Source organism: Enterobacter sp. K16B (assembly GCF_020216105.1).
GTDB classification, from domain to species: Bacteria; Pseudomonadota; Gammaproteobacteria; order Enterobacterales; family Enterobacteriaceae; genus Enterobacter; species Enterobacter sichuanensis.
This window is the reverse complement of record NZ_JAIWJZ010000082.1, coordinates 1-23095: the sequence shown is the minus strand read 5'-3', so window position 1 is coordinate 23095 and position 23095 is coordinate 1. Positions and strand designations below refer to the sequence as shown.

Genomic DNA, 23095 nt, shown 5'->3' with positions numbered 1-23095 from the left:
CGCAACGCGTTGCGGCCGTGCTTCAGAAGAAATTACGTTACTTGCAGTCAGCAAAACGAAGCCTGCGAGCGCCATCGCAGAAGCCATTGATGCAGGCCAGCAAGCGTTTGGTGAAAACTACGTTCAGGAAGGCGTGGATAAAATTCGCTACTTCCAGCAACAGGGGAATACGTCTCTGCAGTGGCACTTTATTGGTCCCCTGCAGTCGAACAAAAGCCGTCTGGTGGCAGAACACTTCGACTGGTGCCACACCATAGACCGTCTGCGCATTGCGACCCGCCTGAATGACCAGCGTCCGGCAGAGTTGCCTGCGCTTAACGTGCTGATTCAGGTCAACATCAGCGATGAAAACAGCAAGTCCGGCATTACGCTCAGTGAAGTAGATGCGCTGGCGGCAGAGGTGGCCGCCCTGCCGCGCTTAACCCTACGCGGGCTAATGGCCATTCCAGCCCCTGAGTCAAGTTATGAAAGGCAGTTTGCCGTGGCACAGCAAATGGCTGTAGCATTTGAGGCGCTTAAAGCGCGCTATGACACGGTAGACACGCTTTCTCTGGGCATGTCGGATGATATGGAAGCCGCCATCGCGGCAGGCAGCACTATGGTGCGCATCGGTACAGCCATTTTCGGTGCGCGCGACTACACCCAATAATAAGGAAACCTGAGGAACGCCATGAAGACGTTGACTTTCCTGCTCTCAACGGTCATTGAGCTGTATACGATGGCGCTTTTGCTGCGCGTCTGGATGCAGTGGGCCCGCTGTGATTTTTACAACCCGTTCTCGCAGTTTGTCGTGAAAATCACGCAACCTGTTGTCGGACCGCTGCGCCGTATTATCCCGGCAATGGGTCCCATCGACAGCGCGTCTTTGCTGGTGGCGTTTATTCTGAGCGTTATCAAAGCAATCGTGCTGTTTATGGTCATTACCTTCCAGCCGATCATCTGGATTGCAGCCGTCCTGATCCTGATTAAAACCATCGGTCTGCTGATCTTCTGGGTGCTGCTGGTGATGGCCATCATGAGCTGGGTCAGCCAGGGTCGTAGCCCGGTGGAGTACGCCTTGATTCAGCTGGCCGAACCGCTGCTGCGTCCGATCCGTAACCTGCTTCCGTCTATGGGCGGTATCGATTTTTCGCCGATGATCCTCGTTCTGCTGCTTTATGTGGTCAACATGGGGATCGCCGAGCTGTTACAGTCCACGGGAGATATGCTGCTGCCGGGGCTGTGGATGGCGCTATGAGTGCAGTAAGCACCTGCGCTGACGGGCTGGTTTTACGGCTGTATATTCAGCCGAAAGCCAGCCGTGACACTATTATTGGACTGCATGGCGACGAGTTAAAAGTCGCCATCACTGCCCCGCCCGTTGACGGCCAGGCGAACGCGCATCTGACCAAATATCTGGCAAAACAGTTTCGCGTGGCTAAAAGCCAGGTCATCCTTGAAAAAGGCGAACTGGGGCGGCATAAACAGGTAAAAATCCTCAACCCGCAATCTATCCCGACGGAAGTCGCGGCTTTGACAGAACAGGACTAAACCATGCAGAAAGTTGTTCTCGCGACCGGTAATGCCGGTAAAGTGCGCGAGCTGGCCTCGCTATTACATGATTTTGGGCTGGATGTGGTCGCCCAGACCGAGCTCGGCGTGGATTCCGCCGACGAGACGGGGCTGACGTTTATTGAAAACGCGATCCTGAAAGCACGCCATGCCGCACAGATTACGGGCCTGCCCGCAATCGCTGACGACTCCGGACTGGCGGTTGATTTTCTCGGCGGCGCGCCGGGGATCTACTCTGCACGCTATTCCGGCGTGGACGCCACCGACCAGCAGAATCTGGAAAAGCTGCTTGTCGCGCTGAAAGACGTGCCGGACGAGCAGCGTACCGCGCAGTTCCACTGCGTGCTGGTCTATATGCGTCATGCGGAAGACCCGACCCCCATCGTCTGCCACGGCAGCTGGCCGGGAGTGATTACCCGCGAAGCGGCAGGTAACGGCGGTTTTGGCTACGACCCTATTTTCTTTGTCCCGTCCGAGGGCAAGACCGCTGCGGAACTGACCCGCGAAGAGAAAAGCGCGATTTCCCACCGCGGACGCGCCCTGAAACTGTTACTGGAAGCACTGCGTAATGGCTAATCTGCCACCTCTGAGTCTTTATATTCACATCCCGTGGTGCGTGCAGAAATGCCCGTACTGTGATTTCAACTCGCACGCGCTGAAGGGCGAAGTGCCGCACGATGACTACGTTGCGCATCTGCTGGCCGATCTGGACGCCGATGTCGCGTACGCACAGGGACGTGAAGTTAAGACCATTTTCATTGGTGGCGGTACGCCGAGCCTGCTGTCAGGCCCGGCGATGCAAACGCTGCTGGACGGCGTGCGTGCGCGCCTGAACCTGGCAGCGGATGCTGAAATTACGATGGAAGCCAACCCCGGCACCGTTGAGGCCGACCGTTTTGTCGAGTATCAGCGTGCAGGCGTGAACCGCATCTCCATCGGTGTGCAGAGCTTCAGCGAGCCGAAACTGAAACGCCTGGGGCGCATTCACGGCCCGGAAGAGGCGAAGCGTGCGGCAACGCTGGCGACGGGGCTTAATCTTCGCAGCTTCAACCTGGATTTGATGCACGGCCTGCCGGACCAGTCGCTGGACGAGGCGCTGGACGACCTGCGCCAGGCGATTGAACTGAACCCGCCACACCTTTCGTGGTACCAGCTCACCATCGAGCCCAACACGCTGTTTGGTTCACGCCCGCCAGTGCTGCCGGATGACGACGCCCTGTGGGATATCTTCGAGCAGGGCCACAGGCTTTTGACTGCCGCAGGCTATCAGCAGTATGAAACGTCCGCCTATGCGAAGCCGGGCTATCAGTGTCAGCACAACCTGAACTACTGGCGGTTTGGCGACTATCTGGGGATTGGCTGCGGCGCGCACGGTAAAGTGACTTTCCCGGACGGGCGTATTCTGCGCACGGCGAAGACCCGCCACCCGCGTGGCTATATGGAAGGCCGTTACCTGGAACGTCAGCATGATGTCGAGGCGGTGGATAAACCGTTTGAGTTCTTTATGAACCGCTTCCGCCTGCTGGAAGCCGCACCGCGTGCGGAGTTTGCGCGTTATACCGGGCTGCCGGAGTCAGTGATTCGTCCACAGATTGACGAAGCGCTGGCGCAGGGGTATCTCACGGAATGTGAGGAATACTGGCAGATCACCGAGCACGGCAAACTGTTCTTAAACTCCCTTCTCGAGCTGTTCCTCGCCGAAGGATCCTGAAGGCTGATTCAGGATTTTACATCCCGCGCTGCCGGCTGAGGGAAAGGCTGGCAGAGTGTGGGGATGGGCATTACTCGCGCATACGCAAAGCAGCTCCGACGTGAGCTGACAAAGGAAGAGAGACGGCTGTGGTATCTACTGCGCAGCCGCCGTTTCGAAAATTATAAATTTCGCCGACAGCATCCGGTAGGAAACTACATACTGGATTTCGCCTGTTGCGCTGCGCGGCTGGCTATTGAACTGGATGGCGGACAGCATGCTGAAAATCTGGAATATGATTGCCAAAGAACAGCCTGGCTAAATCAAAAAGGCTGGTATGTCATTCGATTCTGGAACAACGAACTTTGTAGTAACGAAGAGGCGGTGTTAGAAAAGATCCTTGAGACACTGAAAACGCTGCAACCCTCACCCCGGCCCTCTCCCTGAAAGGGAGAGGGAGCAAACCATTCCCTCGCCCTGAAAGGGAGAGGGAGCAAACCATTCCCTCGCCCCTTTGGGGAGAGGGTTAGGGTGAGGGGTGAATTACTTTAACGTCCCCACCAGCGCCTTCCGGCTATCTTCCAGCGATACCACGCGTTTACACACGTCTTTGCCGAACTTCTGGAAATCATCTTCCTGGTTCTTCCACTCGTTCTGAATGGAGGTCTGTAGGCCGCCCAGACTGCCCAGCACGCCCTGAAGCGGATTACCGCCGCCTTTCAGTACCGCTTTGGCACCCATCTCGTTGATGCTGTCCTGCAGGATACCGCCCATCGCCTGGTTCACCAGCTGTTGCCCGTCAGCGCGGACCTGATCAATCGCCTTGTAGTGGAACGTCAGGCCGTCGGTACGCGTTTCGATAATCCGGTTCATCTGCTCTTTCAGCTGCTTATCGAGCTTCGTCAGACGGGTGCGCATATTGCTGCTCTCCCCCACCTCTTTGGTGATGATCTTATCCAGCGCCACGCGGCTTTTCTCAACGCGCGTCAGCGCGCCTTCGTTAATCCATGGCAGCGCGGTACGCAAATCGGCCTGGTAGTCTTTCGCCTGCTCACGCTGTGCAGCAGTCAGGTTGTACTGTTTGCCGTTAAAGGTGACGTTACCTTCCGGCGTAATCACCAGATTGCCGTTCTCGCCTTTGACCTGCACGGTTTGCGGGCTTAACACCACGTCATCACGCGGGGTGACGCTACATTTATACTCCGCATGGGCGGTGAATCCGGTTGCCATCAAAGCAGCAGCCAGCAACGTTTTGCGCATCTTAAACACTCCCTCAGACAAAATGGGCCAGCTAATGCTGGCCCTTTACTACTTTATTAGTCCCACCAAACGTCGAAAAGTTCGCTGACGCGAACATCTTCCAGCTTGTGGTCTTCAAGCCATTTACGTACCAGGGCCTGATGTTCTTCGGTGCATTTACCCACTTCCTGGGTGCAGATCAGACCTTCCCACGCCAGATAGCCGCTACCATCGAAGGCCAGTTTGTTTGGCTCGATCACCTCGTTGATGAACGCATCAACGTCCTGATCGATCTGCTCAACGCTGGTGCCTTCCGGGAAACGCCAGGCAACGGAGAAGCCCACTTCCTGGAATTCTTCGATGTGCATCTTTTTACGCAGACGACGGCTACGATTCTTTGCCATTATTTCACCCTCTCGAACATTAAGTCCCATACACCGTGACCAAGACGATGGCCACGCTGTTCAAATTTCGTTACCGGACGCGATTCCGGACGCGGTACATAGTCGTTGCTCGCCGACTGGTTTTTGTAACCATCCAGCGATGACATCACTTCCAGCATATGTTCCGCATAAGGTTCCCAGTCGGTCGCCATATGGAAGACACCGCCCAGCTTGAGCTTACTTTTTACCAGCTCAGCAAACGGCGCCTGAACGATACGGCGTTTATTATGACGTGCTTTGTGCCACGGGTCAGGGAAAAAGAGCTGAACCATGGTTAAAGAATTGTCAGGAATCATTTTGTGCAGCACTTCCACCGCGTCATGACACATCACGCGCAGGTTCTCAACGCCCTCTTCATGGGCCGTAGCCAGACACGCGCCCACGCCCGGGGAGTGCACTTCAATGCCGAGGAAGTTCTGCTCCGGGCGGGCTTTGGCCATGGTCACCAGCGAGGCGCCCATACCGAAACCAATTTCCAGAGTTACCGGCGCGTCGCGGCCAAACAGCTCGCTAAAATCCAGAGGCTGCTCGCTGAACTCAACGCCCATCACCGGCCAGTAGTTGTCCAGCGCATGTTGCTGCCCTTTCGTCAGGCGACCCTGACGGCGGACAAAGCTGCGAATACGGCGCAGCGGGCGACCGTTTTCATCAAATTCCGGTGAAATGACGTCGTTTTTCATAAAAGAGTTGTCTGCTTGTGAGAATGTTCGGGAAACGGGCATTATCCAAAGTTAAGGCTTCTATGCAAGCATGGGAAAGATCCGGTTTACAGCAGATTGACGCTGTGCTGCAATCGGCGTCCCTGATTATACGAATCGATGACCATGCAAGCCTCTCAATTTTCAGCCCAGGTGCTGGACTGGTACGACAAATACGGGCGTAAAACCCTGCCCTGGCAAATTGAAAAAACGCCTTACAAAGTATGGCTCTCCGAAGTGATGTTGCAACAAACGCAGGTCGCGACGGTGATTCCTTACTTTGAGCGTTTTATGGCGCGCTTCCCGACGGTGACCGATCTGGCTAACGCTCCGCTGGACGAGGTGCTGCACCTGTGGACCGGGCTTGGCTACTACGCCCGCGCGCGTAACCTGCACAAAGCGGCACAGCAGGTCGCGACGCGCCACAACGGGCGCTTCCCGGAAACCTTTGACGAGGTAGCGGATTTACCCGGCGTCGGACGTTCAACCGCCGGCGCCATTCTCTCCCTCTCTTTAGGCAAGCATTTTCCGATCCTCGACGGCAACGTGAAGCGCGTGCTGGCACGCTGCTATGCCGTCGACGGCTGGCCGGGGAAGAAGGATGTTGAAAAACGTCTTTGGGAAATAAGTGAAGAGGTCACCCCGGCAAACGGCGTCGAGCGTTTCAACCAGGCGATGATGGATCTTGGCGCGATGGTCTGCACGCGCTCAAAGCCAAAATGCGAACTCTGCCCGGTGAATAATCTCTGCGTGGCGTACGCCAACCAGTCGTGGGCGCAGTATCCCGGTAAAAAACCCAAACAGACGCTGCCGGAACGCACCGGCTATATGCTGCTGATGCAGCGCGGCGATGAGGTGTTCCTGGCCCAACGTCCACCGAGCGGTCTGTGGGGTGGTCTATACTGCTTCCCACAGTTTGAAGATGAAGACTTGCTGCGTGAATGGCTTAAAAAGCGCGGGATTGCTGCCGATAACCTGACGCAGCTGACCGCGTTTCGCCACACCTTCAGCCATTTCCATCTGGATATTGTGCCGATGTGGCTTCCCGTGTCCTCCTACGCCTCGTGCATGGATGAAGGCACCGCTCTCTGGTATAACTTAGCGCAACCGCCATCAGTCGGGCTGGCGGCTCCCGTGGAGCGCCTGTTACAGCAATTACGTGCCGGTGCAATGGTTTAGCATCGGCTAAAAAAGAGGAATGAGTATGGCCAGAACGATTTTTTGTACTTTCCTGCAGCGTGACGCTGAAGGCCAGGATTTCCAGCTTTATCCGGGCGACCTGGGTAAACGCATTTATAACGAGATTTCCAAAGAAGCCTGGGGGCAGTGGCAGAAAAAGCAGACCATGCTGATCAACGAGAAGAAACTCAGCATGATGAACCCGGAACACCGCAAACTGCTGGAGCAGGAGATGGTGAGCTTCCTGTTCGAAGGTAAAGACGTGCACATCGAAGGCTATACGCCACCGGAAAAATAATATCGAGCGGCTGTTGCCCGGCGGCGCTTCGCTTGCACGGGCCTACGGTTTCGTAGGCCGGGTAAGCGCAGCGCCACCCGGCGAAAGCAACGACTAAGCAAACACAACACGCACTCCCGGAATGATGAAAAAACTTTTAGCGCTAGCCCTTGTTGCGCCGTTGCTTGTCTCGTGTTCGTCAAAAAAAGGTGATGAGTACAACGAAGCCTGGATCAAGGACACCAACGGTTTTGATATTTTGATGGGGCAGTTTGCCCATAACATCGAGAATATATGGGGATTTAACGAAGTTCTTATTGCCGGACCTAAGGACTACGTTAAGTACACCGACGCCTATCTGACCCGTAGCCACATCAACTTTGATGAGGGTACGATCACGATTGAAACCATTGCCGGCACAGACCCTGCCGCTCGGCTCCGTCAGGCAATCATCAAAACCCTGCTGATGGGTGACGATCCGGGCTCAATCGATCTCTACTCCGATGCCGACGACATCACGATATCCAAAGAGCCGTTCCTGTACGGTCAGGTCGTCGATCAGACCGGCCAGCCCATTCGCTGGGAAGGCCGCGCCACGAAATTTGCCGACTACCTGCTGCAGACGCGCCTGAAAAGCCGCTCGAACGGCCTGAAGATTATCTATAGCGTCACCATCAACCTTGTTCCGAACCACCTCGACAAGCGTGCGCATAAGTACTTAGGCATGGTGCGTCAGGCCTCACGCAAGTACGGCGTGGATGAGTCGCTGATCCTGGCGATTATGCAGACCGAATCATCGTTTAACCCGTACGCGGTGAGCCGTTCCGACGCCCTGGGGCTGATGCAGGTTGTACAGCACAGCGCCGGTAAAGACGTATTCCGCGCGCAGGGGAAATCCGGAACGCCGAGCCGCAGCTATCTGTTCGATCCGCAGAGCAACATTGATACCGGCACCGCCTATCTGGCGATGCTGAACAATGTCTACCTGGGCGGGATTGATAACCCGACCTCGCGCCGCTACGCGGTGATCACCGCCTATAACGGCGGTGCGGGCAGCGTGCTACGTGTCTTCTCGAATGACAAAGTGCAGGCCGCAAACATCATCAACAGCATGGCGCCGGGAGATGTCTACGCAACCCTGACCACCCGCCATCCGTCCGCGGAATCCCGTCGTTATCTGTATAAAGTGAATACGGCGCAGAAGAACTACCGTCGTCGCTAGCCCCCCTCACCCTAACCCTCTCCCAAAAGGGGAGAGGGGACTGAACACCCTCACCCATACGAAAATGTTATTTGCATCACAATCCAAACTGCAAATTAATGTGGATTGCATTTTTTTGCGGGAGGTAACAAAACATATCGTTGCCAACTGATAGAATTGCATCAAATAACAACCCTGAATGTTCTTATAACAACATATCTCCCGCTCACTTGTGAGGAAAGTAACATGAACCTTAAGCTGCAGCTTAAAATATTGTCGTTTCTGCAGTTCTGCCTGTGGGGTAGCTGGCTGACTACACTCGGCTCCTATATGTTTGTGACGCTCAAGTTCGATGGTGCGTCAATCGGTGCCGTATACAGTTCGCTCGGTATTGCGGCGGTCTTCATGCCAACGCTGCTGGGGATCGTGGCGGATAAATGGCTGAGTGCCAAATGGCTGTACATGCTTTGCCACCTGGTGGGCGCGGGGACGCTGTTTATGGCAGCCCAGGTGACCACGCCGGGGGCGATGTTCATGGTGATCCTGCTTAACTCGCTGGCCTACATGCCAACGCTTGGGCTGATCAACACCATCTCCTACTATCGCCTGAAATCCGCGGATATGGATATCGTGACCGATTTCCCGCCAATCCGTATCTGGGGCACTATCGGCTTTATCATGGCGATGTGGGGCGTGAGCTTCGCGGGCTTCGAACTGAGCCATATGCAGCTTTACATCGGCGCCGCACTCTCCGTGCTGCTGGCGCTGTTCACCCTGACGCTGCCAACCATTCCGGTCTCTAACCAGCAGAAAAACCAGAGCTGGAGCACCATGCTCGGCCTGGACGCCTTCGCGCTGTTTAAAAACAAACGCATGGCGATCTTCTTTATCTTCTCCATGCTGCTGGGCGCGGAACTGCAGATCACCAACATGTTCGGCAACACCTTCCTGCACAGCTTCGATAACAACCCGCTGTTCTCCGGCAGCTTTATCGTTGAACATGCGTCGGTGATGATGTCCATCTCGCAGATCTCTGAAACGCTGTTCATCCTGACCATTCCGTTCTTCCTGAGCCGCTACGGCATCAAGAACGTCATGCTGATCAGTATCGCGGCATGGATGTTGCGCTTCGGTCTCTTCGCCTATGGCGACCCAAGCCCGTTCGGCACCGTGCTGCTGGTTCTGTCGATGATTGTTTACGGCTGCGCCTTCGACTTCTTCAACATCTCGGGTTCCGTGTTTGTGGAAAAAGAGGTGAAACCTGAAATCCGCGCCAGTGCACAGGGTATGTTCCTGATGATGACCAACGGCTTCGGCTGTATTCTGGGCGGCGTGGTGAGCGGCAAAGTGGTTGAGATGTACACCACCAACGGCATCACCAACTGGCAGCCGGTGTGGCTGATCTTCGCCGCGTACTCACTGGTGCTGTTCTTCGCGTTTATCGTGCTGTTCAAGTACAAACACGTTCGCGTGCCGAATGGTGCGCAGCCAGTCGCGCATTGATTGTTGTGCCCGGTGGCGCTAAGGCTTACCGGGCCTACAAAAGCACCGTTCGTAAGCCGGGTAAGGCGAAGCCGCCACCCGGCTATTTTATTGCAGCAAGCACCCACCCCACCGACAGTAAATCCGCGCTGCCTCCGGGACTCAGGTTCCGTTCAATCAATGCGTTATCCATTCTGAGCAACGCCTCACGGTCCCAGCCGTCAGCCAGCAGTTTCCGCGCATAACCCTGAACGTAGCGCAGCCCCTCAATGCCGCCGCGCGACACCAGATTACTGTCCTGATTGACGGACATCAGGCGTAACAGCAGGTCGTGAAGTGAATATCCGTTCCACTGCGCCAGCGCCTTACGCACCGTAGCAAAACCGCTTTCGGCCTCTCCGCGCGCGCCGGTTAAGCCATACAGCTGATACTGCCGCTCGCCCGCCGTCGCCTGCCCGCTGCGTGCGGCCAGCTCCCGCGACACCAGCCCGCTGCAGAGGTTACTCACCTCACAGCAGAGGCTGTCTGCGGAGACCCTTTTCACACGCCCGGCAGCAAAGCACAGTAAACCAAGGGCAAAAATACCGCCTTTGTGGGTGTTCACCCCGTTCGTTGCGGCATACATCGCCTGCTCGCAGGCCATCCCCATCGGGCGGAGAACCCGTAACTGTTCGTCAGCGGGTTTATCGGCATGCGCGCTGCCCAGTTCAGCAAAGCGCGAAAACCACGGCGTAATCGCCGCAATGCTGCGGACAAACAGCGCGTGGTCCATATCGCGATGGGCGCCGTTATTGAGTTTGTCTACCAGACCCGGCTTGGGCGTCAGCTCCAGCTCCTGCCACAACGCCGCTTCGGCAAGCGCGGGCACGTCAGCCGGGCGCAGTTTAGTCGCGAGCAAACCAGTCATCGATCATCTTCTCCACGCGAGCCACAACCTGCTCCACTGGATGCGCGCGCGAACGGGAACAGGCATGCGCCGGCTCGTCGCAGATCAGACAGCGTCGGAGATTCGTCCCCAGCGACTGTCGCCCGACGTGGCCGTGCTGAGGGCAGATCACATCCAGATCCCACAGCCTGCCGAGCGGATGCGTCTGCTCCAGTTCCGCACAGTGCGCTTTGATTTCTGCCGCCGGATGGGCCACGCACCACAGGGCTTCCGGCCCGGTAGGGAGCCACAGTACCTGGCGGTCCAGCACCTGCCAGCGGTTTTCCCACAGCAGCTGGTCGCACATCTGCAGCGCCACGCCCATGGTGTTGCGATAGCGCAGGCTGTCTTTGGCCTCCCCTGGCGTCACCAGGGTGAGGGAAATGACCGGTTGTTGATAGTGCTCAAGCATGTCAGCCTGACGCCCTGCGCGGCGCTCTTTCGCCGCCAGCAGTTCGTCCAGGCTGACCCCCGTCCGCACGGGTGTCGCTGAAATCATACGTCCTCCTTCACCTGTCGCACGGTGTCGATCACGCTGCCGTCGCGGTAGCGGATCACTCCGACGATTTTGTCGGTAAACGCGATTGGTTTGGGTACGCCAGTCAGGGAAATCGCCCGCTCGTACAGCGCAGTGATGTCCACAACCTTGAGCCCCGCTTCCAGCAGGCGCTCGCGGATCTCCGGGCGCGCCGGGTTGACCGCGATACCGTGATCGGTGACCAGCACGTCAATGCTCTCCCCCGGCGTGAGGCGCGTGGTAACCCGCTTCACTACCGTCGGAATGCGACTACGCAGCAGGGGGGCAACGACGATGGTCAGGTTCGCCGCGGCGGCCACGTCGCAGTGTCCGCCGGACGCGCCGCGCATTACGCCGTCAGAGCCGGTGATGACGTTGACGTTGAAATCGACGTCAATTTCCAGGGCGCTGAGGATCACCACGTCAAGCTGATCGCAGCTTGCCGCCTTACTGCCGGGGTTGGCGTAGACGTTGGTGGAGATCTCCACGTGGTTCGGGTTGCGCGCCAGCGAGGCCGCCGCCTGGCCGTCAAAGCACTGGGTATCGAGCAGCTTTTCAATAAGCCCCTTTTCATGCAAATCCACCAGGCTGCCGGTGATGCCGCCGAGCGCAAAGCGCGCCTTCACGCCGCTGCGCTCCATCTTCTCTTCCATAAAGCGGGTGCAGGCGGTGGCCGCCGCGCCGGAGCCGGTCTGCATCGAGAAGCCCGGTTTAAAGTAGCCGGAGTGCTCAATGACGTCCGCCGCATAGCGGGCAATCATCAGCTCGCGCGGGTTGCTGGTGACGCGCGCCGCGCCGACGCTGATTTTCGCCGGATCGCCCACGCTCTCAACCTGCACGATGTAGTCCACCTGGTCCTGCACCAGGCTGGCGGGCATATTGGGGAATGGCACCAGCGCTTCGGTCAGCAGCACCACCTTACGGGCAAAGTGCGCATCCACCATCGCGTAGCCCAGCGAGCCGCAGCAGGATTTGCCGTGCGTGCCGTTGGCGTTGCCAAATTCATCGCTGCACGGCACGCCGAGAAACGCCACGTCGATATTCAGCTCGCCGTCCTGGAGCAGCTTCACCCGCCCGCCGTGGGAATGAATTTGCACCGGCTCGTCCATCAGCCCGTGGGAGATGGCTTCTGCCAGCCTGCCGCGCATCCCGGATGTGTAAATCCGGGTGATCACCCCGCTTTCAATGTGTTCGATCAGCGCGTCGTTGCAGGTCATCAGCGAGCTGGAGGCCAGGGTCAGGTTTTTGAAGCCCATCCGCGCCAGCAGCGCCACTACAGTGTTAATCACCCGGTCGCCTTCACGAAACGCGTGGTGGAAGGAGATGGTCATCCCGTCCTGCAGACCGCAGCGCTTAACCGCCTCTTCGACAGAGGCGCACAGTTTGCGGTTGTGCTTCGCGTCGCTGTCCGCCAGCCACGGCGTCGCGCTGTGGGCGGTATCAAACGGTTTTAAGTCCCGCAGATGGGGAAAATTAACATGGAGAAGTTCAGTCTGATTCATTATCTCATCCTTACCGACGCACGCCGGAGGCCGCCGCGCGCTCCAGCACCACCTGCGCGTGGTTAATAATTGGTGCATCCACCATTTTGCCGTTGAGCGACACCACGCCCAGGCCGTTACGCTCGCCCTCTTCTGCCGCTTCAATCACCCTTTTGGCGTGATCCACCTCTTCCTGGGTCGGGGCATAGGCGTTATGCAGGAGATCGATCTGGCGCGGGTTGATCAGCGATTTACCGTTAAAGCCCATCTTGCGGATCAGATCGACCTCGCGCAGGAACCCGGCCTCGTCGTTAACGTCTGACCACACCACGTCGAAGGCGTCGATGCCTGCGGCACGCGCGGCGTGCAGCACGGCACAACGGGCGTAGAACAGCTCGGTGCCGTCGCCGCGTTCGGTCTGCATGTCCATGACATAGTCAAAGGCGGCCAGCGCGATGCCGATTAAGCGCGGCGAGCTGCGGGCAATCGCCACGGCGTTAATCACGCCAACGGCCGATTCAATCGCCGCCATCACGCGGGTAGAACCCACCTCGCGACCACATTCTTGCTCAATGCGCACCAGGTGGCCTTCCAGCTCATAGATGTCATCCGGCGTATCGGTTTTCGGCAGACGGATCACGTCCACGCCGGCCCGTACGGCGGCCTCCAGATCCAGCAGGCCAAACGGCGTGCTCAGCGGGTTAATGCGCACCACGGTTTCGATATCCTGATACATCGGATGCTGCAGCGCATGAAACACCAGCATGCGTGCGGTGTCTTTCTCGCGCAGGGCAACGGCGTCTTCCAGATCAAACATGATGGAGTCCGGGCGGTAGATAAACGCGGTGGAGAGCATGGCGGCGTTGGCACCCGGGAGGAACAGCATACTGCGGCGGAGTTTGCTCATTTCAGCGCCCCCCAGTTGATGGCCTGTTCATCGGCGGCACGCAGCAGTGCGCTCTGCAGGCGGGCGCGGATCACACAGTCCAGCGCCCCTTTGTCTTCAATAATGATGAGTCCCTGGTGCACGTTCATGGCGCGCAATGTGTCGTTGACCACCTGGCGAATTTGCTCGCCAAACTGCTTAATCACTTCGCTGTGGATGACTACCTCCAGCTCGCCGTGAGCAGGAGCGATTTTCACCATCAGGTCGCTGGACTCCTGCGTTCCGGCCAGCGCCTCCCTTACAATTTTCATGATAAATTCCTGGTAGTTAAGCGACTTCCGCACTCGCCCGATAGTGTGTTTCGAGGTGCGCGAAGGTGGAGTCCGGGACTATCTCCCGGATCCGGGAAAACTGCTGTGTCTTCAGTAAGCGGCGCACTTCGGACGCTGAAATGGCGTTGCCGGTGGCCTTGATGCGCGGCATTTCCACCACCTCGATATACGAGGCCAGCAGGTCGTGCAGCGTCTGGTTGTACTGGCGGGTGATGTCGCAAAACGGCTCCGAGCCGATGAAGCGGTGCGTGATGCCCAATGCCGGGGCAATGAAATCCCGGAAGATCAGCACATCGATTTCGCTCCACGCCTGCTGCACTTTGCCGGTCTCCTTCAGGAAGTAGGCCGGAAACGTGGCGCGGGAGATGATGTACTGCGAGCCTTCATGTACCACCACGTTCGGCAGATGCGCCACGCCCGCGCGCACCATCTCAAGACGTGCGCTGAACGGGAAAAACGAGGCATCTTCACGCACCACGAACAGATGCAGGGCGTCACACTGCATCGCCGCCTGCTCCACCAGATGGCGGTGGCCGAGGGTGAATGGATTGGCGTTCATCACAATGGCGCCAATTTTCTCCCCGCTCTTGCGGTTCGCGCGCAGAGAACGGCAATAACGCTCAATCCCCTGCGGGGTGTTCTCCATCAGTACCGCGTTGTTCCCGCTCTCGGCAATCGGCCAGAAACCGCTGCGGGCAAAACGCGCCTTGTTGCACGGACGGGTGCAGAGGAAGAGGTGAAAATGGCCGCGCTCCAGCGCCGCATTTTGCACCTCCGCCAGCAGCCGTGCGCTGAGGTTCTCGCCGCGAAGCTGCTCGTTGACCGCCACGCATTTGATGACGTTGGCGGCAAGCCCTGCGCAACCCACCAGCTGCGGGCCGGACCAGGCTTCGACAAACAGCGTAATGTCGTTGTCCAGGCCCAGGCCGCTGTCCGCCAGCAGGTAACGGATCTGGCTTAAGCGTTCCGGGTGCTTCGCCACCAGCGTGTGGCGAAAATCGATGGGTTGCGAGTGCATGTTACCGCCTTACTCAGTGTGTTGCCGCGAGCCCGACGGCTGGCGCTTCCACGATCACGTTACTCAGATGACCGATATGCTCGATCTCCACCTCAATGCGATCGCCCTCTTTCATAAACAGCGGCGGGTTACGCTTTTTACCCACTCCGCCCGGGGATCCGGTGATGATCACGTCACCCGGGCTTAAGCGGGTAAAGGTGCTGATGTACTCGATAAGCTCGGCGACTTTGTGGATCATGCTGCTGGTATTGTCTTCCTGCACCATGCGACCGTTCAGCCAGGTGCGGATCGCAAGCTGGTGCGGGTCCGGGATCTCATCCGCCGTCGCCATCCACGGGCCAAACGCGCCGGTTTTGCGCCAGTTTTTACCGGCGGTAAACCAGGTGTGCTGCCAGTCGCGGGCGGAACCGTCCATGTAGCAGCTGTAGCCCGCCACGTGGCGCAGGGCGTCGTCGCGGCGGATATTCTCCCCGCCTTTACCGATGATCACCGCCAGCTCGCCTTCGTAGTCGAATTCGCTGGAGTGGCGCGGCTTCAGCACCGGCTCGTTGTGGCCGGTCTGGGAATCCGGGAAGCGGACAAACAGCGTTGGAGCCGGGTTGTGCTGGTCAAACTCCTTGCGCTTGTCGGCATAGTTCATGCCCACGCAGAGGATTTTTTCCGGCTGCTCAATCACCGGTAAGAAGGTGATGGCGCTCATCGGCACGTCCACTGCGTCGTTCAGGTAACGGGTGGCCTGTGCCAGCCCGTTGCCCTGCAGCAGCGCTTTAAGGTCGCTGTAGCGGTCGCCCAGACGGCGACCTAAATCAATCACGCCGTCGGCCTGCACGATGCCGTAGCTGCGTTTTCCCTGGTATAAAAAGCTTGCGAGTTTCATTGTTCTTTCCTGAAAACTTAAACGAGGAAGTTGCCCAGAATCAGCAGTGAGACAGAGACGTTAATCGCGCCGCCAATTCGGGTAGCAATCTGGGCGAACGGCATCAGGCTCATGCGGTTGCCTGCGGTCAGGATCGCCACGTCGCCGGTTCCGCCCTGGCCGCTCTGGCAGCAGGAGACGATGGCGACATCAATCGGGTGCATACCAATCTTTTTGCCGACGAAGAACCCGGTCGCCACCAGCGCGGAGACGGTGCTGATGATCACCAGCAGGTTGGTCAGCGTGAAGGCCGCCACCAGTTCATGCCACGGGGTGATGGCCACGCCAACGGCAAAGAGAATCGGGTAGGTCACGGAGGTCTGGAAGAACTTGTACACCACCTGCGAGCCTTCCAGCAGACGTGGAGAAGCGCCGTTGCAGAGCTTCACCAGCACCGCCATAAACAGCATGCCCACTGGCGCAGGCAGGCCAATCAGCTTGTGGCCGAGCATGCCCAGCATGTAGAGCAGCACCGCCAGCAGCGCGCCGGAGGCGATAGTGGTCACGTCCGCTTTACCGGAGAACGCGGGCTGAGAGACGGTGGCATCCGCATTCGCGCGGTTCGGCATCAGCTGGCCTTCACCGGTCAGGTGCGGATAGCGTTTGCCGAGCTGGTTCAGGCACCCGGAGATAATGATTGCCGTCAGACCGCCGAGCATCACCATCGGCAGCACGCGTCCGAGCGCAACGCCCTGGTCCATATGCAGCAGGGTGGCATAGCCGATGGATAGCGGGATCGCCCCTTCTCCTACGCCGCCCGCCATAATCGGCAGAATGATGAAGAAGAAGATCTGGAACGGCTCAAGACCCAGCGCCAGACCGACGCCCATCCCCACCAGCATGCCGACGATTTCGCCGCACAGCATCGGGAAGAAGATGCGCAGGAAGCCCTGAATCAGCACCGTGCGGTTCATGCTCATGATGCTGCCAACGATGATGCAGCAGATGTAGAGGTAGAGAATGTTGGTGGATTTGTAGAACTTAGTGGTGGACTCGACCACCACGTCCGGCAGCAGGCCGTAGTAGACCAGCGCGGAAGGGATAAAGGTGGCGCAAATCGCCGCCGCGCCGAGCTTGCCGACAATTGGCAGACGTTTGCCAAACTCACCGCAGGCAAAGCCGAAGAAGGCCAGCGTCGCCACCATCACCACGATATCACTCGGCAATTTTCCGCCCAGGCAATCAATCGCAATCAGCGCACCCGCCAGAACGAACAACGGCAGAGGAATAATCCCAATTTTCCAGGTATCCATAATATGCCACCAGCGCTCTTTGAGCGAAGGTCGCTGAATTTCAATCGGGTCGTGGGTAACAGAGAAAGAATCGTCAGTTGTGCTCATAATAAGCCCCTTGGTTATTTTGTGCGTTCAGCTTAGAGTCACAAAGGCTTACTTTATGTGAGGAAAGGCATATTAAAAGCGAAGTTTTAATGGCCGCTATGGTTTTAATGGTTTCTTTTATTTACTGTGATTTATACCGTATTTATTCCCGTGGTTTTTATGGTTTCTTTTCCGAATTGAACAAACAAATAACATTTATTGCGGCAGCCTGAAGTCAGTCCTCCTTCAGGACAAAGCTTTTACAGCCCCTGCTGTGCAAGGGATCACAAGTTTTCGGCAAAGCGGGCATCCGCACGAAAAAAGATGATATATTGGCCATCTTTGTCGCTACCTCGCGTGATAGTTATGAAAGTCTCTTTCCAGATTAAGCTGTTTATTTCGCTGGTTGCCTTTTTCTCAGTACTTTTTACCTTACTGGGCGGATATTATTATGTCGATGTTGGTAAACAGCTTTATCAGGAAATGAGCGCGCGCGCCAAAATACAGGCTGAAGAGATAGCACTTATTCCGACATTACGTGATGAAGTTGAACAAAAGAATATCAACGCCATTCATGATTTTATGCAGAAGATTTCTGCGCTCAGTGACGCCAGCTTTATTGTGATTGGTGATAATAAGGGGCTGCACCTCTTTCATTCCGTCTTTGCCGACAGAGTGGGGACCACGCTGGTCGGCGGTGACAATGAAGCCGTTTTACAGGGGAAAAGTATCACCACGATCCGCAAAGGCGGGCTGGGCATTTCGCTGCGCAGTAAAGCTCCCATCTTTAACAATGCCGGACAGGTGGTCGGTATTGTTTCGGTAGGCTATCTCACCAGCTATCTGGATACCATTACCGTCAGTAAGGTAGTCAATATCCTGATTGCCGCCGTGCTGCTGCTGATCGCCCTCTTTGTCTTCTCCTGGTTCTTTACCCGCAGCATTAAGAAGCAGATCTTCTCCCTCGAGCCGCGAGAGATCGGTCTGCTGGTGCGCCAGCAGAAGGCGATGATGGAGTCCATCTACGAAGGCGTAATCGCCATTGATAACGAACGACGCATAGAGGTGATCAACCAGGCGGCGCGCAAGCTGCTGGGTCTGAGCCAGCCGGCCCGGGAACTGCGCGGGCAGCTGATAAGCCAGGTGATTGAGCCGGTGCCGTTCTTCGACACGCAAACTATGCTGGCGAAAGATACCCATGACGAGATTTGCCGTTTTAACGACCTCACGGTTATTGCCAGCCGGGTACACATCATGCTTGAGGGGGCGCTGCAGGGCTGGGTGATCACCTTCCGCGATCGCAACGAGATCGACTCGCTGAGCGCCCAGCTCAGCCAGGTCAAACGCTATGTCGATAATCTGCGCATCATGCGCCACGAACAGTTAAACCGGATGACTACCCTTTCCGGCCTGCTGCATATGGGCCGCTATGAGGAGGCCATTGGCTACATTCAGGCGCAATCGGAACATGCCCAGGAGTTGCTGGACTTTATCTCGTCGCGCTTCAGTTCCCCGACGCTGTGCGGCCTGCTGTTGGGGAAAGCCGCCCGCGCGCGGGAGAAAGGGGTCGAGCTCAGTTTCGACCCGGCCTGTCGGCTGGACAAACCGTTCCTGCCGCTGGGGGAACAAGAGCTGATTTCGATTATTGGCAACCTGCTGGATAACGCCATCGAAGCGACGCAACGGTCGCCGCTTCCCCACGCGCCGGTGGAGGTGCTGATCAAACTCAGCGAACAGGAGCTGATCGTTGAAGTGGCCGACCAGGGGGTTGGCATTACCCCTGCGATCCGTGACAGGATCTTTGAGCGCGGCATCACCACCAAGACACGCGGCGATCATGGGATTGGCCTGTATCTGATTGAAAGCTATGTCACACAGGCAGGCGGCACAATTGAAGTTGCCGATAACACGCCGCGCGGCGCCATTTTCTCACTGTTTATCCCTGCGACTGTAGCCGCCCGGCAACTGGAAGACACCGACTATGCAACATGAACTTATCGACGTACTGATTGTTGAAGACGAGAACGAGCTGGCGCAGCTGCACGCGGAGCTGATAGGTAAGCATCCGCGTCTGAGGCTGGTGGGCATTGCCTCGTCGCTGGTTGCGGCCCAGGCTGAGCTTGAAAGCAAACAGCCGCAGCTGGTGCTGCTGGATAACTATCTGCCTGACGGCAAAGGGATCTCGCTTATCACTGACCCCATGCTGGCGCGCGCCAACTGCTCGGTGATTTTTATTACGGCCGCCAGCGATATGGACACCTGCAGCCAGGCGATCCGCAACGGCGCGTTCGACTATATTCTTAAACCGGTCTCCTGGAAGCGGCTCAGACAGTCGCTGGAGCGGTTTGTGCAGTTTGCCGAACAGCAGCGCGTCTGGAAGATTGTCGACCAGCAGAACGTCGATTCGCTCTATCAGCTACAGGCGAAAAACTACCGTCAGGACAACGGCAGCAAAGGCATTGAGGAAAATACGCTGGCGCGGGTGCAGTCGCTGTTTAACGCCCGGTCAACGCACTGCTTTACCGTGGATGAGGTGGTGAGCGAGACGGGGCTGAGTAAAACCACCACCCGACGCTATCTGGAGCATTGCGTGGAGGCGGGTTTTCTGACGGTGGAGATGCTGTACGGCAAGATTGGGCATCCGAGGAGGATGTACAAGCGTAGTGCGGTTTAACTCCCCTCACCCCGGCCCTCTCCCCAAAGGGGCGAGGGTGAAAAGACGGCTCCGTGCAATTCCCTCTCCCCTTTGGGGAGAGGGTTAGGGTGAGGGGCCCTACTTCAATACATACCCATACAGCCGCTTAATCCCGTCGGCATCCTTCTCGCTGTAGACCCCCTGCAGCTCCGGCGAGAAGCCCGGCAGCAGGTTGATGCCCTCCTCCAGCGCCAGGAAGTAACGCTGCACCGCCCCGCCCCAGACTTCACCCGGCACCACGCACAGCACGCCCGGCGGATAAGGCAGCGCCCCTTCAGCAGCGATCCGCCCCTCAGCATCCCGAATACGCACCAGCTCCACGTTCCCGCGAATATACGCCTGATTGGCGTCCTGCGGGTTCATCACCACCTCCGGCAGGCTCTCCTTGCGGAACATCGCCTTCTGCAGATCTTTCACGTCAAAGCTGACGTAGAGATCGTGCATCTCCTGACATAACTGGCGGAGCGTATAGTCCCGGTAGCGCACCGGGTATTTCTGGAAGATAGTCGGCAGCACGTCCGCCAGCGGCGTATCGTCTTCAATATGCTGTTCAAACTGCCCCAGCATCGCCACCAGCTGAGCCAGCTTCTCGCTGCTTTCAGCAGGCGTCAGCAGGAACAGGATCGAGTTAAGGTCGCACTTCTCCGGCACAATGCCGTTTTCACGCAGATAGTGCGCCAGAATCGTCGCCGGAATACCGAAATCCGTGTACTCCCCCGTTTCGGCATCAATGCCCGGCGTGGTCAGCAGCAGCTTGCACGGGTCGACAAAGTACTGCTCGCGGGCATAGCCCTCAAACCCGTGCCATTTAGCACCGGGCTCGAAGCTGAAGAAGCGAAGCTCGCTGGCGATGGCGCGCGTGGGATGATCCTGCCACGGCCGCCCTGCCACCACCGGTGGGATAAACGGTTTGATCATATGGCAATTGGCAATGATCGCCTTACGCGCCTCAATGCCCAGCTCAACGCACTCCGCCCACAGCCTGCGCCCGCTTTCCCCTTCGTGGATTTTCGCGTTCACATCCAGCGCCGCGAACAGCGGATAGAACGGGCTGGTGGAAGCATGCAGCATAAACGCATTGTTAAGACGCTTGTGCGGGCAGAAACGCGCCTGACCGCGGATGTGGTTATCTTTTTTATGGATCTGCGACGTTTGCGAGAACCCGGCCTGCTGTTTATGCACCGACTGGGTCACAAAGATGCCGGGATCGTTCTCGTTCAGTTCCAGCAACAGCGGGGACGTCTCCGCCATCATCGGAATAAACTGCTCGTAGCCCACCCAGGCGGAGTCAAAGAGAATGTAATCGCACAGATGACCGATCTTGTCGATCACCTGACGGGCGTTGTAGATCGTCCCGTCGTAGGTGCCAAGCTGAATGATCGCCAGTCGGAACGGCCGCGCCTCGTCGGCCTTTTCCGGCGCAGTCTCGCGGATCAGCTCCCGGAGATACGCCTCGTCAAAGCAGTGCTCGTCAATTCCGCCAATAAAGCCAAACGGGTTACGCGCGGCCTCAAGATACACCGGCGTGGCGCCCGCCTGGATCAGCGCCCCGTGGTGGTTGGATTTATGGTTGTTACGGTCAAACAGCGCCAGATCGCCACGGGTGAGCAGTGCGTTAGTCACCACCTTGTTGGCCGCCGACGTACCGTTCAGCACAAAGTAGGTTTTATCCGCGTTGAACACTTTTGCCGCAAACTTTTGTGCATGCTTGGCGGACCCTTCGTGGATCAGCAGATCGCCCAGCTTCACATCGGCATTGCACATGTCGGCGCGGAAGACGTTCTCACCGAAGAAATCATAGAACTGCCGCCCGGCCGGGTGTTTTTTGAAAAAGGCGCCGTGCTGGTGGCCCGGACAGGCAAAGGTGCTGTTGCCCATCTCAACATACTGGCTCAGGGTGTCGAAAAACGGCGGCAATAGCGTCTCTTCGTAACGGCTGGCTGCGGTCTCCAGCTCCAGAAACTCCTGAGCTTTACCCGAGATGACCGCACGGGCGCCGTCGGGCGCTTCCGTGGGCTCCTGCGAGAAAATGAACACCGGCAGCTGAAATCCCGTGCGTTTCAGTAGCGCAAGAATGCCGCTGCGACTGTCTGTCGTCGTCAGGACGACGGCGGCCACATCGGTGAAATCCGTGTTATCCAGCGTCACCTTTTCGCGGTGCGTAGACACAGTAGAGAGCAGCTCGCGGCTGACGGCGATTTTCATGGTTTTCATAAGCGCAGTTACCCTCACCGAACGGTGAGACAGGAGGAGAAAATTCGCGCAATAATGTCACCTTTTATTTTTAGCTGCAACAAGCAATCCTTATGCATTTAATCACCCAATGCTTACGGCCGGAAAGCAGAAGCATGTCATAATCATGCAATACCAATGAGTAAGTAACAGGAGTCAGATGTGGTTATCGGGCCATTTATCAACGCCGGCGCCGTATTGCTGGGCGGCGTACTCGGCGCAGTGCTGAGCCAGCGGTTACCGGAGCGTATTCGCACCTCAATGCCCTCCATATTCGGCCTGGCGTCGCTAGGGATCGGTATTCTATTAGTCATCAAATGCGCCAATCTGCCCGTGATGGTGCTGGCCACCCTGCTCGGCGCGCTCATTGGTGAGTTCTGTTATCTGGAAAAAGGCATTAACAGTGCAGTCAGTAAAGCCAAAAACCTGATTGCCCGGCCGGGCAAAGCGAAGCACGGCACGCATGAGTCCTTTATTCAGAACTATGTCGCCATCATTATTCTGTTTTGCGCCAGCGGCACGGGGATTTTCGGTTCGATGCAGGAAGGGATGACCGGTGATCCGAGCATCTTAATTGCGAAGGCGTTTCTCGATTTCTTCACCGCCACCATTTTCGCCACCACCCTTGGCGTCGCAGTGGCGGCGATTTGCGTCCCAATGCTGCTTATCCAGCTGGCGCTCGCCACCTGCGCCACCTTGATTCTCCCGCTGACCACGCCAGCGATGATGGCGGACTTCACCGCCGTCGGTGGCCTGCTGCTGCTGGCGACAGGCTTGCGCATTTGCGGGATCAAGATGTTTGCCGTGGTCAACATGCTACCCGCGTTGCTGCTCGCCATGCCGCTCTCTGCGCTCTGGACGCACTTTTTCGCCTAAAGATGCGGCGAAATGGCGAGAGATTGCGCAGTCTGTAACGAAAACAACATTTTTCGTTGACGACAGAGGGCAGATCGGGTTTAATGCGCCCCGTTGCCCGGATAGCTCAGTCGGTAGAGCAGGGGATTGAAAATCCCC

The 23095-nt window shown here is 57.3% G+C and carries 25 protein-coding genes; 13 read left to right on the top strand and 12 right to left on the bottom strand.

Annotated elements, in window-relative coordinates; genetic code table 11:
- The 6 genes from LDK53_RS15530 to LDK53_RS15505 all read left to right on the top strand — a co-directional run.
- A partial coding sequence (locus LDK53_RS15530; RefSeq protein ID WP_225287530.1) for a YggS family pyridoxal phosphate-dependent enzyme occupies nt 1-649 on the top strand: 649 nt, incomplete at its 5' end.
- A gap of 21 nt (nt 650-670) precedes the next feature.
- Nucleotides 671-1237: a YggT family protein gene (locus LDK53_RS15525; protein WP_013098667.1), complete on the top strand. Its 567-nt coding sequence runs from the start codon at nt 671-673 to the stop codon at nt 1235-1237.
- Nucleotides 1234-1530 carry a DUF167 family protein YggU gene (gene yggU, locus LDK53_RS15520; RefSeq protein ID WP_225287529.1) on the top strand — a complete coding sequence of 99 codons (297 nt, stop codon included), beginning with the start codon at nt 1234-1236 and terminating at the stop codon, nt 1528-1530. Before LDK53_RS15525 ends, yggU begins: the two co-directional genes overlap by 4 nt.
- Nucleotides 1531-1533: 3 nt before the next feature.
- A complete protein-coding gene (locus tag LDK53_RS15515) occupies nt 1534-2127 on the top strand; it encodes an XTP/dITP diphosphatase (protein ID WP_047959435.1) in 594 nt (197 codons plus the stop codon).
- Nucleotides 2120-3262: a radical SAM family heme chaperone HemW gene (hemW, locus tag LDK53_RS15510; RefSeq protein ID WP_225287528.1), complete on the top strand. Its 1143-nt coding sequence runs from the start codon at nt 2120-2122 to the stop codon at nt 3260-3262. Before LDK53_RS15515 ends, hemW begins: the two co-directional genes overlap by 8 nt.
- Nucleotides 3263-3325: 63 nt before the next feature.
- On the top strand, nt 3326-3688 hold the full coding sequence (locus LDK53_RS15505; RefSeq protein ID WP_225287527.1) for an endonuclease domain-containing protein: 363 nt from the start codon (nt 3326-3328) through the stop codon (nt 3686-3688).
- Nucleotides 3689-3784: 96 nt separating this feature from the next.
- Here the strand turns inward: LDK53_RS15505 and LDK53_RS15500 are convergent, their stop codons facing one another.
- From LDK53_RS15500 to trmB, 3 genes are read right to left on the bottom strand one after another with little or no spacing between them, the layout of a single operon-like run.
- On the bottom strand, nt 3785-4501 hold the full coding sequence (locus LDK53_RS15500; RefSeq protein ID WP_025760375.1) for a DUF2884 domain-containing protein: 717 nt from the start codon (nt 4499-4501) through the stop codon (nt 3785-3787).
- Nucleotides 4502-4557: 56 nt separating this feature from the next.
- The gene (locus LDK53_RS15495; protein ID WP_003862421.1) at nt 4558-4884 is read right to left on the bottom strand and encodes a YggL family protein; all 327 of its coding nucleotides are present in this window, start codon (nt 4882-4884) and stop codon (nt 4558-4560) included.
- A complete protein-coding gene (gene trmB, locus LDK53_RS15490; RefSeq protein ID WP_025760376.1) occupies nt 4884-5603 on the bottom strand; it encodes a tRNA (guanosine(46)-N7)-methyltransferase TrmB in 720 nt (239 codons plus the stop codon). The genes LDK53_RS15495 and trmB overlap by 1 nt, the downstream gene beginning before the upstream one ends.
- Before the next feature lie 144 nt (nt 5604-5747).
- Here trmB and mutY point away from each other — a divergent pair, with 144 nt between their 5' ends.
- The 4 genes from mutY (at nt 5748) to LDK53_RS15470 (ending at nt 9781) form a co-directional block, all read left to right on the top strand.
- Nucleotides 5748-6800 carry an A/G-specific adenine glycosylase gene (gene mutY, locus LDK53_RS15485; protein WP_225287526.1) on the top strand — a complete coding sequence of 351 codons (1053 nt, stop codon included), beginning with the start codon at nt 5748-5750 and terminating at the stop codon, nt 6798-6800.
- A gap of 25 nt (nt 6801-6825) precedes the next feature.
- On the top strand, nt 6826-7098 hold the full coding sequence (locus LDK53_RS15480) for an oxidative damage protection protein (RefSeq protein ID WP_023309138.1): 273 nt from the start codon (nt 6826-6828) through the stop codon (nt 7096-7098).
- A gap of 124 nt (nt 7099-7222) precedes the next feature.
- Entirely contained in the window at nt 7223-8299 is a 1077-nt protein-coding gene (gene mltC, locus LDK53_RS15475) for a membrane-bound lytic murein transglycosylase MltC (RefSeq protein WP_045286756.1), read from the top strand.
- Nucleotides 8300-8524: 225 nt separating this feature from the next.
- On the top strand, nt 8525-9781 hold the full coding sequence (locus tag LDK53_RS15470) for a nucleoside permease (protein WP_025760238.1): 1257 nt from the start codon (nt 8525-8527) through the stop codon (nt 9779-9781).
- Nucleotides 9782-9863: 82 nt separating this feature from the next.
- Here the strand turns inward: LDK53_RS15470 and citG are convergent, their stop codons facing one another.
- The 8 genes from citG to LDK53_RS15430 are packed head-to-tail and all read right to left on the bottom strand — an operon-like array spanning nt 9864 to nt 17175.
- Nucleotides 9864-10667 carry a triphosphoribosyl-dephospho-CoA synthase CitG gene (gene citG, locus LDK53_RS15465; protein WP_225287525.1) on the bottom strand — a complete coding sequence of 268 codons (804 nt, stop codon included), beginning with the start codon at nt 10665-10667 and terminating at the stop codon, nt 9864-9866.
- On the bottom strand, nt 10645-11184 hold the full coding sequence (gene citX / locus LDK53_RS15460; protein WP_059384937.1) for a citrate lyase holo-[acyl-carrier protein] synthase: 540 nt from the start codon (nt 11182-11184) through the stop codon (nt 10645-10647). The genes citG and citX overlap by 23 nt, the downstream gene beginning before the upstream one ends.
- On the bottom strand, nt 11181-12704 hold the full coding sequence (gene citF, locus LDK53_RS15455) for a citrate lyase subunit alpha (RefSeq protein WP_045286753.1): 1524 nt from the start codon (nt 12702-12704) through the stop codon (nt 11181-11183). Before citF ends, citX begins: the two co-directional genes overlap by 4 nt.
- 10 nt (nt 12705-12714) lie before the next feature.
- Nucleotides 12715-13590: a citrate (pro-3S)-lyase subunit beta gene (gene citE, locus LDK53_RS15450; RefSeq protein WP_025760235.1), complete on the bottom strand. Its 876-nt coding sequence runs from the start codon at nt 13588-13590 to the stop codon at nt 12715-12717.
- The gene (gene citD / locus LDK53_RS15445) at nt 13587-13880 is read right to left on the bottom strand and encodes a citrate lyase acyl carrier protein (protein WP_025760234.1); all 294 of its coding nucleotides are present in this window, start codon (nt 13878-13880) and stop codon (nt 13587-13589) included. The genes citE and citD overlap by 4 nt, the downstream gene beginning before the upstream one ends.
- Before the next feature lie 16 nt (nt 13881-13896).
- Nucleotides 13897-14919: a [citrate (pro-3S)-lyase] ligase gene (gene citC / locus LDK53_RS15440; protein ID WP_225287524.1), complete on the bottom strand. Its 1023-nt coding sequence runs from the start codon at nt 14917-14919 to the stop codon at nt 13897-13899.
- Between the two features lie 13 nt (nt 14920-14932).
- Nucleotides 14933-15796, bottom strand: coding sequence for a fumarylacetoacetate hydrolase family protein (locus tag LDK53_RS15435; protein WP_225287523.1), 864 nt, complete (start codon nt 15794-15796; stop codon nt 14933-14935).
- 17 nt (nt 15797-15813) lie between these two features.
- Entirely contained in the window at nt 15814-17175 is a 1362-nt protein-coding gene (locus tag LDK53_RS15430) for a 2-hydroxycarboxylate transporter family protein (RefSeq protein WP_115876255.1), read from the bottom strand.
- A gap of 345 nt (nt 17176-17520) precedes the next feature.
- Here LDK53_RS15430 and LDK53_RS15425 point away from each other — a divergent pair, with 345 nt between their 5' ends.
- Both LDK53_RS15425 and LDK53_RS15420 read left to right on the top strand, forming a co-directional pair.
- Nucleotides 17521-19146, top strand: coding sequence for a sensor histidine kinase (locus tag LDK53_RS15425; RefSeq protein ID WP_225287522.1), 1626 nt, complete (start codon nt 17521-17523; stop codon nt 19144-19146).
- The gene (locus LDK53_RS15420) at nt 19136-19828 is read left to right on the top strand and encodes a response regulator (protein WP_225287521.1); all 693 of its coding nucleotides are present in this window, start codon (nt 19136-19138) and stop codon (nt 19826-19828) included. The genes LDK53_RS15425 and LDK53_RS15420 overlap by 11 nt, the downstream gene beginning before the upstream one ends.
- A 99-nt stretch (nt 19829-19927) precedes the next feature.
- On the opposite strand, the gene LDK53_RS15415 is transcribed toward LDK53_RS15420, so the two are convergent.
- A complete protein-coding gene (locus LDK53_RS15415) occupies nt 19928-22063 on the bottom strand; it encodes an ornithine decarboxylase (protein WP_225287520.1) in 2136 nt (711 codons plus the stop codon).
- Between the two features lie 180 nt (nt 22064-22243).
- Between LDK53_RS15415 and LDK53_RS15410 the strand changes: the two genes are divergently transcribed.
- On the top strand, nt 22244-22957 hold the full coding sequence (locus tag LDK53_RS15410) for a DUF554 domain-containing protein (protein ID WP_045286745.1): 714 nt from the start codon (nt 22244-22246) through the stop codon (nt 22955-22957).
- The last annotated feature ends 138 nt before the right edge of the window (nt 22958-23095 follow it).

Bases quoted from the DNA above. Each gene is read 5' to 3' on its own strand.
- LDK53_RS15515 (WP_047959435.1), top strand. From the start codon at position 1,534: ATGCAGAAAGTTGTTCTCGCGACCGGTAATGCCGGTAAAGTGCGCGAG.
- mutY (WP_225287526.1), top strand. From the start codon at position 5,748: ATGCAAGCCTCTCAATTTTCAGCCCAGGTGCTGGACTGGTACGACAAA.
- LDK53_RS15420 (WP_225287521.1), top strand. From the start codon at position 19,136: ATGCAACATGAACTTATCGACGTACTGATTGTTGAAGACGAGAACGAG.
- hemW (WP_225287528.1), top strand. From the start codon at position 2,120: ATGGCTAATCTGCCACCTCTGAGTCTTTATATTCACATCCCGTGGTGC.
- LDK53_RS15500 (WP_025760375.1), bottom strand. From the start codon at position 4,501: ATGCGCAAAACGTTGCTGGCTGCTGCTTTGATGGCAACCGGATTCACC.
- LDK53_RS15480 (WP_023309138.1), top strand. From the start codon at position 6,826: ATGGCCAGAACGATTTTTTGTACTTTCCTGCAGCGTGACGCTGAAGGC.
- LDK53_RS15495 (WP_003862421.1), bottom strand. From the start codon at position 4,884: ATGGCAAAGAATCGTAGCCGTCGTCTGCGTAAAAAGATGCACATCGAA.
- citD (WP_025760234.1), bottom strand. From the start codon at position 13,880: ATGAAAATTGTAAGGGAGGCGCTGGCCGGAACGCAGGAGTCCAGCGAC.
- LDK53_RS15425 (WP_225287522.1), top strand. From the start codon at position 17,521: ATGAAAGTCTCTTTCCAGATTAAGCTGTTTATTTCGCTGGTTGCCTTT.
- trmB (WP_025760376.1), bottom strand. From the start codon at position 5,603: ATGAAAAACGACGTCATTTCACCGGAATTTGATGAAAACGGTCGCCCG.
- LDK53_RS15505 (WP_225287527.1), top strand. From the start codon at position 3,326: ATGGGCATTACTCGCGCATACGCAAAGCAGCTCCGACGTGAGCTGACA.
- citC (WP_225287524.1), bottom strand. From the start codon at position 14,919: ATGCACTCGCAACCCATCGATTTTCGCCACACGCTGGTGGCGAAGCAC.
- LDK53_RS15415 (WP_225287520.1), bottom strand. From the start codon at position 22,063: ATGAAAACCATGAAAATCGCCGTCAGCCGCGAGCTGCTCTCTACTGTG.
- LDK53_RS15430 (WP_115876255.1), bottom strand. From the start codon at position 17,175: ATGAGCACAACTGACGATTCTTTCTCTGTTACCCACGACCCGATTGAA.
- citE (WP_025760235.1), bottom strand. From the start codon at position 13,590: ATGAGCAAACTCCGCCGCAGTATGCTGTTCCTCCCGGGTGCCAACGCC.
- citF (WP_045286753.1), bottom strand. From the start codon at position 12,704: ATGAATCAGACTGAACTTCTCCATGTTAATTTTCCCCATCTGCGGGAC.
- citX (WP_059384937.1), bottom strand. From the start codon at position 11,184: ATGATTTCAGCGACACCCGTGCGGACGGGGGTCAGCCTGGACGAACTG.
- LDK53_RS15470 (WP_025760238.1), top strand. From the start codon at position 8,525: ATGAACCTTAAGCTGCAGCTTAAAATATTGTCGTTTCTGCAGTTCTGC.
- citG (WP_225287525.1), bottom strand. From the start codon at position 10,667: ATGACTGGTTTGCTCGCGACTAAACTGCGCCCGGCTGACGTGCCCGCG.
- LDK53_RS15435 (WP_225287523.1), bottom strand. From the start codon at position 15,796: ATGAAACTCGCAAGCTTTTTATACCAGGGAAAACGCAGCTACGGCATC.
- LDK53_RS15525 (WP_013098667.1), top strand. From the start codon at position 671: ATGAAGACGTTGACTTTCCTGCTCTCAACGGTCATTGAGCTGTATACG.
- yggU (WP_225287529.1), top strand. From the start codon at position 1,234: ATGAGTGCAGTAAGCACCTGCGCTGACGGGCTGGTTTTACGGCTGTAT.
- mltC (WP_045286756.1), top strand. From the start codon at position 7,223: ATGAAAAAACTTTTAGCGCTAGCCCTTGTTGCGCCGTTGCTTGTCTCG.